12 protein-coding genes are annotated in these 12,738 nt (G+C 56.0%); all 12 read right to left on the bottom strand.

What is annotated here, in order from left to right:
- Position 1: 1 nt before the first annotated feature.
- Positions 2–1,213, bottom strand: a complete 1,212-nt coding sequence (gene apgM / locus ACI6NM_RS02005) for a BPG-independent phosphoglycerate mutase family protein (RefSeq protein ID WP_262427408.1) — start codon at positions 1,211–1,213, stop codon at positions 2–4.
- Positions 1,210–2,040 carry a zinc dependent phospholipase C family protein gene (locus tag ACI6NM_RS02000; protein ID WP_022273660.1) on the bottom strand — a complete coding sequence of 277 codons (831 nt, stop codon included), beginning with the start codon at positions 2,038–2,040 and terminating at the stop codon, positions 1,210–1,212. The genes apgM and ACI6NM_RS02000 overlap by 4 nt, the downstream gene beginning before the upstream one ends.
- Positions 2,041–2,133: 93 nt before the next feature.
- Positions 2,134–3,414, bottom strand: coding sequence for a serine--tRNA ligase (gene serS, locus ACI6NM_RS01995; protein WP_262427409.1), 1,281 nt, complete (start codon positions 3,412–3,414; stop codon positions 2,134–2,136).
- A gap of 106 nt (positions 3,415–3,520) precedes the next feature.
- Positions 3,521–4,366, bottom strand: coding sequence for a pyridoxamine kinase (locus ACI6NM_RS01990; protein ID WP_022273662.1), 846 nt, complete (start codon positions 4,364–4,366; stop codon positions 3,521–3,523).
- 72 nt (positions 4,367–4,438) lie between these two features.
- The gene (locus tag ACI6NM_RS01985) at positions 4,439–5,125 is read right to left on the bottom strand and encodes a thiamine diphosphokinase (RefSeq protein ID WP_262427410.1); all 687 of its coding nucleotides are present in this window, start codon (positions 5,123–5,125) and stop codon (positions 4,439–4,441) included.
- Positions 5,126–5,130: 5 nt separating this feature from the next.
- The gene (gene rpe / locus ACI6NM_RS01980) at positions 5,131–5,796 is read right to left on the bottom strand and encodes a ribulose-phosphate 3-epimerase (RefSeq protein ID WP_262427411.1); all 666 of its coding nucleotides are present in this window, start codon (positions 5,794–5,796) and stop codon (positions 5,131–5,133) included.
- Between the two features lies 1 nt (position 5,797).
- Positions 5,798–6,676, bottom strand: a complete 879-nt coding sequence (gene rsgA / locus ACI6NM_RS01975) for a ribosome small subunit-dependent GTPase A (protein WP_262427412.1) — start codon at positions 6,674–6,676, stop codon at positions 5,798–5,800.
- A 9-nt stretch (positions 6,677–6,685) separates the two neighbouring features.
- Positions 6,686–8,890 carry a Stk1 family PASTA domain-containing Ser/Thr kinase gene (pknB, locus tag ACI6NM_RS01970; RefSeq protein WP_262427413.1) on the bottom strand — a complete coding sequence of 735 codons (2,205 nt, stop codon included), beginning with the start codon at positions 8,888–8,890 and terminating at the stop codon, positions 6,686–6,688.
- A complete protein-coding gene (locus tag ACI6NM_RS01965; protein WP_022273667.1) occupies positions 8,887–9,627 on the bottom strand; it encodes a Stp1/IreP family PP2C-type Ser/Thr phosphatase in 741 nt (246 codons plus the stop codon). The genes pknB and ACI6NM_RS01965 overlap by 4 nt, the downstream gene beginning before the upstream one ends.
- Positions 9,624–10,676, bottom strand: a complete 1,053-nt coding sequence (gene rlmN, locus ACI6NM_RS01960) for a dual-specificity RNA methyltransferase RlmN (RefSeq protein ID WP_158357051.1) — start codon at positions 10,674–10,676, stop codon at positions 9,624–9,626. Before rlmN ends, ACI6NM_RS01965 begins: the two co-directional genes overlap by 4 nt.
- Before the next feature lie 2 nt (positions 10,677–10,678).
- Entirely contained in the window at positions 10,679–12,007 is a 1,329-nt protein-coding gene (rsmB, locus tag ACI6NM_RS01955) for a 16S rRNA (cytosine(967)-C(5))-methyltransferase RsmB (RefSeq protein ID WP_262427414.1), read from the bottom strand.
- On the bottom strand, positions 12,000–12,716 hold the full coding sequence (locus ACI6NM_RS01950; RefSeq protein WP_262427425.1) for a zinc metallopeptidase: 717 nt from the start codon (positions 12,714–12,716) through the stop codon (positions 12,000–12,002). Before ACI6NM_RS01950 ends, rsmB begins: the two co-directional genes overlap by 8 nt.
- Positions 12,717–12,738 lie beyond the last annotated feature (22 nt).

Genomic DNA, 12,738 nt, shown 5'->3' with positions numbered 1-12,738 from the left:
TTTATACTCCTTTAAAAAGGAACCGGTCCAGGAGCCGTTGCCCCTCCGGAACCAGGATCCCTGTTTTTTCAGCTTCCTTTTCACAATATGGACGGGACCTTACCGCCTTCCTCCGGCTGTCGTAAAGAAGATACGGCACCGGCCCCGCCGTGTGGATCTTAAGAACTGCCGGGGTCGCGTGGTCCGGCAGTACCAGGATCCGGAACTCCTCTCCGCTTTCTTTTAACCCCTGGTAAATGGGCCCGGCCACCAGCCGGTCCAGATTTTCAATGGCCCGGATCTTTTCCTCAAAGCTCCCCTTATGCCCGGCCGCGTCCGGGGCCTCCAGATGCACATAGCAGAAATCCATTCCCGCCTCCAGAAGCGCCTTTAAGGCCGCCCGGGCCTTTCCTCCATAATCCGTATCCAGGCTTCCATCGGCCCCGGGCACGGAAAGGAGCTTAAGTCCTGCGGCCAGGGCCAGTCCTTTGATGACGCCCGTGGCAGTGACCGCTGCTCCGGAAAGTCCGGTCTTTTCAGAAAAATCCGGCAGCTCACAGGCGGTCCCGGCTCCCCAGAGCCAGAAGCAGGCGCGCTCCCGGGGAAACCTCGCCTTTAACGCCAGATAACTGTCCTCGGAAAACTTCCTTAGCGCTCTCTGCTCCGGCAGAAAATCCCCGATCCGTTTTCCCATCATCTCGTGGGGCGGAACAAGCCCACAGCCGCCTGCGGCATCATTCATGAGGCCAGGGGACTTTAAGAGCCCGTCCTTCCACAAAAGGAGGCACTTCCCGTTTCTTCCCGGGACCAGGGACAGGGCAGACTCTTTTCCCATGGCCTCCTTTACGGATATGTAAGCCTCTTCTTCTTTTCCCGCCAGGGCCCCCGGACCTCCCATCTGCATTTCTTCAAATGCCGGGCCGTCTCCCGAAAGGCCCGTCAGATCGCAGCGGAATGCCAGGTCATGAACTCTCAGGCAGATCCCCAGGGCCAGGGCCTCCAGGGACGCCCGGCCACGGTAATACCGTTTTCCTCCGTATCCCAGGATCGAGAGGTTGGCCGTATCGCTTCCGGGAGCCATCCCCTCCGGCACGGTCCTCACAAGGCCCGTCTCTCCGCCGCCGCAGAGCCGGTCAAGGACCGGGGTGCGGGCCAGCTCCAGAGGCGTCCGGCCTCCGGGACAGGCTTCCGGCAGGTCTGCCATCCCGTCTCCCAGGATCACTGCGTATTTCACCAGCGCACCGGTCCTTTGCCGAAGACAGTTCCCTCAAAGTTTCCCTTATATTCCCTGGGAAGCTCCGTTCCCTCCTCCAGGGCCCGGTAAAGCTCTGTCACCATCCGTACTCCAAAGGGGACTGTTTTATAAAATTCCAGCTCCAGATAATCGGCCACGGTCTTTAACCCCCGGACCGGCCTTCTCCGCATCAGCATGCCGTGGACCTGGTCGTAATGGCCTGCAGCCCGCAGTCCCAGGCATATGAACGTCTTGACAAGCTCTCCGGAATTAACAAAGATCCGCATGGCCGCCTTGAAGCTCATGATGCACTCCCCCACGGTCTCCCGGCTTTCCGAAAGGACCCGGGAGGCGGCCAGCCTGGTCATGGAGGTGTTTTTCACATGGGAGGTCACGTCTGCCCGCAAAGGCGTCATCCCTTCCCGGACCAGGAGCCTCCGGTCCAGCTCTGTCTCGATCTCTCCGTGAGTGAAAATGGTGCTGTCATCCGTATGGTTTACGTATTCATGAAGGCTGTGGTCCAGGGCGAAATGACAGGCAAAGCCCAGCAGGTACGCCTCGATGGCTGCCTTTTTTTCCGGATCCTTCTCCTTTTCCCAGGCCTTTATGCCATGGAAAAAAAGCACCCGGGCCGGCTCCTCATGGAGCCAGAAGCCCTTATGGACGATCCGGTTATCATTTAATGAACGGTAAAAGAACAGGATGTCCGGCCCAAAAAGCCCCAGGTAAAAGCAGTCCTTTTCCCTCCGGACCGCCCTCCGGATCCCCGGATCCAGCTTCCTGTAAACCAGACGTCCAAACAGATCATGGGCAAATGCTGCCGGCATATGGAACACCCCTTTCTCAGATCCATTCTCAAAGGGGCCGCTGCAAAAGGAAGGCCCAGAAACCACTCTTTTGCAACAGCCCCGTTTACTTCCTTATTTAATTACTTTCATTCCGCCCATATACGGCTGAAGGGCTTCCGGGATCCTTACAGAGCCGTCGGCCTGCAGGTTATTCTCCAGAAATGCGATGAGCATTCTCGGCGGAGCCACCACAGTGTTGTTAAGGGTATGGGCAAAGTATTTCTTTCCGTCTGCGCCGTTGACACGGATCCGCAGTCTTCTGGCCTGGGCGTCTCCTAAGTTGGAGCAGCTTCCCACCTCAAAATACTTCTTCTGTCTCGGAGACCATGCCTCCACGTCCACAGATTTCACCTTTAAGTCTGCCAGGTCGCCGGAGCAGCACTCTAAGGTACGCACCGGAATACCCAGGGAACGGAACAGGTCCACGGTATTCTGCCACAGAACATCGAACCATTTCCTGGACTCATCGGGATGGCATACCACGATCATTTCCTGCTTTTCAAACTGATGGATCCGGTAAACGCCTCTCTCCTCGATGCCATGGGCTCCCTTTTCTTTACGGAAGCAGGGAGAATAGCTGGTGAGGGTCTTGGGGAGCTCCTCCTCGGGAATGATGGTGTCGATGAATTTTCCGATCATGGAGTGCTCGCTGGTACCGATCAGATACAGGTCCTCGCCCTCGATCTTATACATCATGGCGTCCATTTCAGCAAAGCTCATAACGCCGGTGACCACGTCGCTGCGGATCATGAACGGCGGTACGCAGTAGGTGAAGCCCCGGCCGATCATAAAGTCCCTAGCATAGGAGATCACTGCGGAGTGAAGCCTTGCGATGTCTCCCATTAAATAGTAGAAGCCGTTTCCAGCCACTCTTCTTGCGGAATCCAGATCAATGCCGTTAAATTTCTCCATGATCTCCGTATGGTACGGGATCTCAAAATCCGGGACCACCGGCTCTCCGTATTTCTGGACCTCCACATTCTCGGAATCGTCTTTTCCAATGGGAACGCTGGGATCGATGATATTGGGAATGGTCATCATGATCTTTTTGATCCTGGCTTCCAGATCCTTCTCCTTCTCCTCCAGCTCTGCCAGATGATCAGAGGCTTCTGTCACCTGCTTCTTCACTTCCTCGGCCTCTTCCTTCTTTCCCTGGCCCATCAGAGCTCCGATCTGCTTGGAGATCTTGTTTCTGCTGGCTCTCAGGTCATCGGCCTCTTTCTTTACTTTTCTGTTTTCTTCGTCCAGGGCGATCACTTCGTCCACCAGTGGCAGCTTGGAATCCTGGAATTTATTCCGGATATTCTGTTTAACGATCTCCGGGTTTTCTCTGACGAATCTCAAATCTAACATACTGACTGTCTCCTTCTGCTGATTTATCTCCCGCATCCGAACATGGACGCAATTTTACGCTTATGTCCAAATATACCACAAATTATTGCGAAAAGGAAGGGGCATTCTATTTTTTCACCAGTTTCCCCAGAATTTCCTCAAAGCAGACTCCGTTGGCATGGGGGATATCCAGCTCGTCCGAAATATGGATGCAGTCCTTTACAAACCTGGCCGCCTGCTCCACCGCTTCCTTTAAGGAGGCCCCCCTTAACAGCGCCCCGGCTGCTACCGACGCGAACACGTCTCCGGTTCCCGGTCTCTGGCCGCCGGCGCATTTCACCTTCACAAAGGAGGGCGCATCCATGCCCCGGTCCAGGACCACGTTGGTATAAAAATTTCCCTCCCGGACTCCGGTGATGACCACGGATCTGGCTCCCATGAGCCGCAGCATCATGGCCATGTTAAGGAGCTCCTTTCTGGTCCAGCCCTTGTCCTTATAGGGCGTTCCCGTAAGGATACAGGCCTCCGTCACATTGGGGGTCGCCACGTCCGCCCGGCTCACCAGGAGCTTCATTTCCTCGCACATTTCCTCCGTATAGGTGGCATAAAGACGGCCATGGTCCCCCATGACCGGATCCACCAGCACCAGCGTATCATCTCCGCTTAAGCGCTCCACCATGTCGATGACCATGGCGATCTGCTTTTCAGAGCCTAAAAAACCCGTGGCGATGCCGTCAAAGGACAGGCCCAGCTGCACCCATTTATCTGCATAGTCCTGCATTTTTTCCGTATAATCGTCAAAAAAATAAACGGGAAATTCTGTGTGGCTGGACAGGATGGCCGTGGGCACAGGACAGGCCTGATGGCCCATGGCCGATAAAATGGGAAGAGCCACTGTAAGAGAACAGCGGCCATATCCGGACAGATCATTGATCACTGCGATCTTTTTCTGTTTGTGTGTAAATGTTTCCATGATTGCGTTTTCCTTCTTTTTTCCCCATGATACTCCCGAAGTGGATCGTTCTGAATATCCAGTTTAGGGTTTTTAAACCAGTCCAGTCTCCCTGTCCCTGGACTCCACGCATAAAAGGAGTCCGGACCGGAAGGTCAGCACCGCCTTTTCCTCCAATACCTCGTTGCTGATACAGAGACTTGGATTTTCCAGGATGGAGATATCCTTTTCCTTTAAGGGATATTTAAACCCCGTAAGTGTGATCCCCTTTACGGTCTCCGTCACCGGAAGGAAAGAGACATACCTTCCATAAAGATCCTCCCTTTCAAATACCACCTGGGGATCCAGCTCTGCATCCGCAAGGAAGATCTTATTAAAGGCATCGTAAATGGTCACCCGGAGGCCCTTTTTCCTCCCCTGGGCCAGGAGCTGGATGTTGGACAGCTCATGATCCAGGCGGCCTCCCGTGGCTCCCAGCATATCCACAAGGACACAGCCGGCCTCCAGGGCGTCCCGGAAGGCCAGCTCCGTATCCGTCTCATCCTTTTCCGGCTGATGGACGTCTGCCCTTACACCAGAGCGTTCCTGGTATTCCAGAAGGCGCTCCCTTCCCAGGGTATCGAAATCCCCCACCAGAAGATCCGGACAAAGGCCCAGGGCCTCGCAGGCAGCCAGGCCCGCGTCCACGGCGATCACAAGATCATAGGTGCGCCCCAAAAGGAACCGTATTCCAAAGGACAGGTCCAGGGGGCCGCCGGTGACCATAAGACAGCGCTTCATCTGCTTCACCGTTCCTGGTACTGGGAAAAGATCTCCAGAAATTCCCGGGTATTGGCCGCCGCATCGTTTTTAAACACAGCGGAACCGGCCACGATCACGTTGGCTCCCGCATCCAGAACGTCCCGCACGTTGGCGGCGGAGATCCCTCCATCCACCTGGATATCCGTGGAAAGCCCGGCTTCATTGAGCATAGCCCGGAGCTTCCTTATTTTTTCCAGGGTATAGGGGATGAACTTCTGGCCCCCGAAGCCCGGGTTCACCGACATGATAAGGAACATATCGGCTTCCTTTAAAACGCAGGAGAGGGTCTCCACCGGTGTCGCCGGGTTCAGAGCCACAGCCGCCTTGCAGCCGCACTCCCGGATCTGGTTCAGAGTCCGGTCCAGATGGCGGCAGGCCTCCTGGTGGACGCAGATCAGATCGGCTCCGGCCTTTTTTATATCAGCCACGTACCGGCCCGGCTCCTCCACCATCATATGAACATCGAACACCTTGTCTGTCACTGGCCGCAGCTTCTGGATCACCGGCATTCCAAAGGAAATGCTGGGCACAAAAGCCCCGTCCATGACATCCAGATGGATATACTCCGCTCCCGCATCAGCTACGGTCCTTACTTCCTCTCCCAGCCTGGAAAAATCGGCTGCCAGTATGGATGGCGCTAAGATATACATATTAATATCTCCTTTTATTCTTTAGTTCTTCATAGATCAGCCGGTAATTTTCATACCGGGAAACGGCCAGCTTTCCTTCCTTTACGGCCTCCTTGACGCCGCATTCCCGTTCGCCCACATGGACGCAGCCCAGGAACCGGCAGTCCGGCACAAAATCCTCAAATTCAGGAAAATATCCCGAAAGCTCCTCTGGCTTCAGGGACTCCACATAAATGGAGCTGAAACCGGGAGTATCCATGACGAAGGTTTCCGGCTCCACAAAAAACAGCTCTGAATGCCTGGTGGTATGACGGCCCCGGCGGATCTTTTCGCTGATGGCCCCGGTCTCCATGGCAGCCTCCGGCTGGATCTGGTTGGTCAGGGAGGATTTCCCCACTCCCGACGGTCCCGCCAGGGCTGTGGTCTTTCCCTTAAGGAGCTCCCGGACCATGTCCACGCTCTCTTTGTCGTTGGCGCTGGTAAAATAGACTGAGTAACCGGCGGCCTCATAGATCTGCCTGAGCTCCCGCTCCCTTTCACCGGTTCCCAGGTCCATTTTATTAAAGCAGATGACCGCAGGCACTCCCTGCATTTCCATGGTCACCAGGAACCGGTCCAGGAGATTTAAATTTGGCTCCGGATCTGTCACCGCAAAAACGATCATGGCCTGGTCGATGTTTGCCACCGCCGGGCGGATCAGCTCGTTTTTCCGTTCCAGGATGTCTGTGATGTTTCCAGTCTGTTCCTTTTCATCCAGAACTGTAAATTCCACATCATCCCCCACCAGGGGCTTTATCTTTCTGCTGCGGAATACGCCCTTGGCCTTACATTCGTACACCTTGGAGATCCCATCATGGACGTAGTAAAACCCGGCGATCCCTTTTATGATCTTTCCTCTCATGAACCTCTCTTACACCTCTGTCTCCACAAAGTTTACGTTGTAGGAAGTGAGGACAACGTTGTTGGTCAGGTCCACGATCTCCACTTCCCCAGTGGATACGCCGTCTGCTCCCCGGATATGGTCCAGGCGGATATCCAGCATGGTGCTGGCGGAATATGCCTTGGGCTCTGCCAGCTTTGTGTACGTCACCTTTCCGTTGACAGTCTGCTTTAACCGGATCAGGATCTGTACCTCCGATGATTCCGCTCCAGGTCCAAAGGAGATCATAAGGGGATACGTTACCTGGAGAGAGGCCAGGAACTGGGTCTTTGGCGGCTCCGGCCCCAGGCTCACCACCAGATCCACGGCAGTTCCCAGCTCCGCATCCGTGTCCTTTTCGATGCCCTGGCTGATCACCTGGCCCGCAGGCACAGACGCGTCATGGGCCCTGGAGATCTCACCCGTGAGGAGCCCGGCCTCGGTCAGTAAGGCTGCTGCCTCGTTCTCGGTCTTTCCATAAAGATCCGGCACCGGCGTTACCTCCACCTCCGGCCCCGTGCTCACGTAAAGCGTCACCGAATCGCCCAGAGCCGCCTTATCCTCCGGCTCCATGCGGACGATCTTTCCCGCCTCCACATCCTCGCTGGTCTCTTCCACCACCACGGCCTTTAAGCCCTTGGCTTCCAGAAGGCGCACCGCCGTTTCCAGGGTCATATCCGCGATCCCTAACTCCGACAGCAGGATCTTATCGGATCCGCTGCTGATGGTGACCACCACCTTGGAGTACCGGGATACCACCGAATCCGGCGCGTCAGCCTGTTCCATGACCACGCCTTTCTCCACCGTATCGGAGTTCTTCATGACCACCTGCATAGTAAGATCCAGGGCGTCCAGCTTGGCCTCTGCCTCCTCCTGGGTATCTCCCACCAGCTTCGGCATCTTTACCTCCTTCTGGGACAGGGTGGTCTCCTTTTCCTTTTCAGATTCGGTTTCCCGCTCTCCGTCCGTCTCCGTCTCACGGGAGGCCTGGGTCTCTGTGGTCCCCTTGTCTGATGGGCTGGTAAACAGGCCGCCCAGCCGGGAAAAGAATACGATGACCACCACCACCACTAAAAGTGCGGCCACCACTCCCAGGCCGGTCAGGACCTTTTCCAGCTGGGTGGTCTCGCTGTCCTCGTCCTGCTGGCGGGATGGGGCTTTCTGCCTGCCGCCACGGCCCTCCGGAACCTTCCTGGCCTGATTTTCTTCATGGCCCGGTCCGGTCTCTCTCCACTCTCCGGGATTCCTGGGCTTTTTCTGTTCCCGTTGCCCGTCGCTCCTGGTCTTTATGAGATCCAGCTCCTTCCGGCTGATGGGCCTGGTCTCCGACAGCGGATCCTCTTTGAGGATCTCGGCGCCCACCTGGGGATCATCTGCGTTCAGAAGGGCCCGCCGCAGATCGCTGATCACTTCAGCCGCATTCTTATACCGGTCCTCGGGCTTTTTCTCTGTACATTTTAAGATGATCCTCTCAAAGCTGGGAGTCACGCCTGGGTTCATAAGGCTTGGAAGAGGGATCGGCTCCTCCAGATGGGCCAGGGCCACGGTCACCGTATTGTCTCCGCCGAAGGGGACCCGGCCTGTGACCATTTCAAACATGGTGATCCCCAGGGAATACAGATCGCTCCGTTCATCGCTGTATCCGCCTCTGGCCTGCTCCGGCGAGATATAGTGGACGGAGCCCACCACTGTGGAGTTCATGGTCTGGGAGGAAACGGCCCTGGCTATGCCAAAATCCGCCACCTTCACCTTGCCGTCCATGGAGATCAGCATGTTCTGGGGCTTGATATCCCGGTGGATGATGTGCTGCTCGTGGGCAGCCTCAATGCCCTGGGCCACCTGGATGGCAATGCCGATGGCCTCCTTCACATCCAGACGTCCCTTTTTTGTGATATAGCTTTTTAAGGTAATGCCTTCCACCAGCTCCATGACGATAAAATGGATATCTCCCTCGTCCACAACGTCGTAGATGCTCACGATGTTGGGATGGGACAGGCCGGCTGCCGCCTGGGCCTCCATCTTAAATTTGCTGACAAAATTGGCATCATCTGTAAATTCCGCCTTTAAGACCTTAATGGCCACCAGACGGTTCAGTTTATGGCATTTCGCCTTATAGACGTCCGACATTCCGCCGGAGCCGATCTTTTCCAGGATCTCATAGCGGTCCTGGAGCATGGTTCCTGCCTTCAATATCATACGCCCACCTCGCTTACCTGAGGTTCTATGAGGATGACCGCGATGTTGTCCTTCCCTCCATTTTCATTGGCCGCCTGGATCAGCCGGCTTGTCTTTTCTTTTAAAGCGGCCGGAGCAGCCAGGATGCTGCCGATCAGGGATTCCTCCGCCATATTGGAAAGCCCGTCGGAGCAGAGGAGCACGCAGTCGTCCTTTTTTAAGGATACCTCAAAAAAATCTGCGGTCACCGCAGGCCGGATCCCCACAGCCCTGGTGATGATGTTTTTCTGGGACCTGTAAGACTCGCTGTTCCGCTCCAGCTTCCCCAGGGATACCATTTCCTCCACCAGGGAATGATCCCTGGTGATCTGGCTTAAGCCGTCCCTGAAAAGATACAGGCGGCTGTCTCCCACATTGGCCACGTACATGGTATCCTGGTCCACGGTAGCGGCCACCAGGGTAGAGCCCATGCCCTCCCGGTCCGGATCCCTCTGGGCCTCCAGGAATAAAAGCTCATTGGTCTTTTCGATGGCCTTTCTGAGGGCCGTCACCGGGCTGTCGCTTTTGTACAGTCCCATACAGCGGACCATGGTATCCACCACGAACCGGGACGCAAAATCCCCGGCCTTATGCCCGCCCATGCCGTCGGCGACCATAAAAAGGTTGGAAAGCGGTCCCACCGGCGTTTCGGACAGAAAGATCGAATCCTGATTCGACTTCCGCACCCGGCCGGTGTCTGTCTGGCCATAGGAATTCATCGCTCTCCCTCCTCTTCCTTTTTCAGATAACTTTTTCTCAGCTGCCCGCAGGCGCCGCCAATGTCGCGGCCCATCTCCCGGCGGACCGTCACATTGATCCCCTGCTTTTCCAGATATGTACGGAAGGCGTCGATGGCCTCCCGGCCCGACTGGCGGTAATCCCGCTCCTTGATGGGATTCACAGGGATCAGGTTCACATGGCCGTGCATGTCCTTAATGAGGGACGAAAGCTTCCGGGCCTCGTCTAAATTGTCGTTGACTCCCTGGACCAGGCTGTACTCAAAAGTCAGCCGCCTTCCGGTCTTTTCATAATACTCCTTACATGCCGGAAGGATCTCAGAAAGAGAATATTTATTGGCAATGGGCATCAGGGTCTTCCTCACCTGATCGTTGGGGGCGTGGAGGGAAAGAGCCAGAGTCACAGAAAAGCCCTCCTCCGCAAATTTCCGGATCCCCGGCACGATGCCGCAGGTTGATACGGTGATATTCCTCTGGCTGATGTTCAGTCCGTTCTCATCGCTTAGAAGCCGGATGAACTTCACCAGACTGTCATAATTGTCAAAGGGCTCTCCGCTGCCCATGACCACCACATTGGACACCCGTTCCCCTGTGGAGGCCTGGATCCGGTAGATCTGGTCCAGCATCTCTCCCGCCGTCAGGTTCCTGGTGAGCCCGTCCAGGGTGGACGCGCAGAACCGGCAGCCCATGCGGCAGCCCACCTGAGAAGAGATACATACAGAATTTCCGTGTTTATATTTCATCAGAACGCTTTCGATAATATTGCCGTCTCCCAGGCCGAACAGGTATTTCCTGGTCCCGTCGATCCCGGATTCCAGCATCTGGACCGTCTCCAGGGACGTATACGTTCCATGCTCCAGAAGACGCTCCCGAAAGGCCTTGGGCAAATTTGTCATATCCTCCAGGGACGGGGCCAGCTTCTGGTGCATCCACTGGTAAAGCTGCTTTGCCCGGAAGGGCTTCTCCCCCAGTTCTGTCACAAAGGCTGTGACCTCGTTTAAATCCATGGATTTCAGATCTTTTTTTTCCATACCTACTCCCTATTTTTTTCAAATGCCGCCAGGAAAAAACCATCGCAGCCATGGATCCCCGGAAGGAGCTGGATCTGGTTTTCCCGGCAGTCTGCCTGCAGGGATCCCGGCAGCCTTCCAGTGATGTCCTTTTTATGGAACGGAAGATTTTCCAGGATCCAGGCGGCATTTTCCTCATTTTCCGCCCGGTCCACCGTGCAGGTGCTGTATAAAAGAGTACCGCCGGGCTTCACATACCGACTGGCCGCCGAAAGGATCTCCCGCTGGAGAGATGCCAGCTCCCCCAGATCCTCCTTTTTCAGACGCAGCTTGATATCCGGCTTTTTTCCTATGATCCCAAGGCCGGAACAAGGCAGGTCTGCCAGGACCACATCGGCCTTCTCTTCCATTTCCGGATCGAAGATACGGGCATCCCAAACCTTCGTCTCCACATTGGCAAAGCCGCACCGGAACAGGTTCTGCTCCACCAGGGAGATCTTATATTCCGTCAGATCCCGGGCTTCCACCCGTCCGGTCCCCTTTAAAAGATCCGCCGCATGAAGGGTCTTCCCTCCTGGGGCACTGCAGATGTCCAGGACCGTGTCCCCGGCCTTTATTCCGGCCAGGTGGGCCGCCAGGGCGGAGCTGGGATCCTGGACCGTCATAAGGCCCTCATAAAAGGCCTCCACTGCCTCCAGGTGGTCGTAGCCGGAAATGGAGTACACTGTATCCAGAAAGCCCGTGGGCTCTGCGGCGATCCCCTGGCTCTCCAGACTTTTAAGGATCTCCTCCACCGAAGCCCGGCTGGTGTTGAAGCGGACGGTCAGCGGCCGCTCCTTAAGGAAGGAGGCTGCGATCTGCTCCGCCTTTTCTTTTCCATAATCAGACTCCCACATGGAAAGCATCCATCCGGGAATGGAAAAGCGCACCGACGGATCCGTAAATTCCAGCTTTCCCTTTTCCCTGGAAAGAGTCCGCAAAACTCCGTTTACAAAGCCGGAAAGCCCCTGGAATTTTCTCTTTTTGGCCAGTTTCACCGCCTCATTGCAGACGGCGGCATCGGGCACCCGGTCCATAAAAAGGATCTGGTAGGCCGACATCCGGAGAATGGTCCGGATCATCGGCTTCATTTTTTCTGTTTTTGTCTTAGAAAAGCGGTCCAGGGCCGCGTCCAGGAGGATCAGACGCTCCAGCGTCCCCTCCGTCAGCTTTGTGATAAAGGAGCGATCCTGCTTTTCCAGGTACTGATACTTGAGGAGCGCCTGGTTCAATACCAGGTGGCCCAGTCTTCCCTCCTCCAGGACCTCCAGAAGGATATCCAGGGTGATCTCCCTGGGATCTGTCTTAGTCATTGTCACGGTCTCTTCCTCCAAACAGGATCACAAGACGCAGAAGCTGTAAAATAGAACCGGCCGCCGCCGCCACGTACGTAAGGGCCGCCGCTTTTAAAACCTTTCTGGTGCCGTCCACTTCCTCCCCGGACAAGATCCCCTGGGAGTCCAAAAGACGCACGGCCCGGCTGGAGGCGTTGAACTCCACCGGAAGGGTCACCAGCTGGAACAGCACTGCCAGGCTGAACATCAGGATCCCCACCTGGACCAGCGGGGAACCCAGGCCTCCGAATAAGATCCCCAGAAGGATCATGGGCCAGGAAAGCTGGGAGCCGAAGTTTGCCACGGGAACCAGGGCGCTGCGGAACCGCAGCGGCCCGTAGCCCTCGTTGTGCTGCATGGCATGGCCGCACTCATGGGCGGCTACGCCGATGGCCGCCACAGACGTGGCATTGTATACAGAATCCGAAAGCTTTACCACCTTCGTCCTGGGATCATAATGGTCCGTCAGTTTTCCGGACACCGGCTGCACCGTCACATCATAGATCCCCTGGGCATTTAAAAGCCGCCTGGCTGCTTCCGCTCCGGTCATGCCGGAAAAGCTCCTGACCCTGGAATATCTCGCAAAGGTGGAGTTGACCCGGTTCTGGGCCCAGAGGGATAACAGGACCCCGATGAGCACCAGGAAGATCGTGGGATCCAGCCGGTAGCCGTACCCGTATCCATACATTCCATAACCGCCTAACATATGC

It is taken from the genome of Pilosibacter sp. YYHA0881 (assembly GCF_051602715.1).
In the GTDB taxonomy this organism is placed as follows: Bacteria; Bacillota; Clostridia; order Lachnospirales; family Lachnospiraceae; genus Alitiscatomonas; species Alitiscatomonas aceti.
The sequence above is the reverse complement of the archived record's forward strand: the minus strand, read 5'-3'. Positions and strand labels throughout refer to the sequence as shown.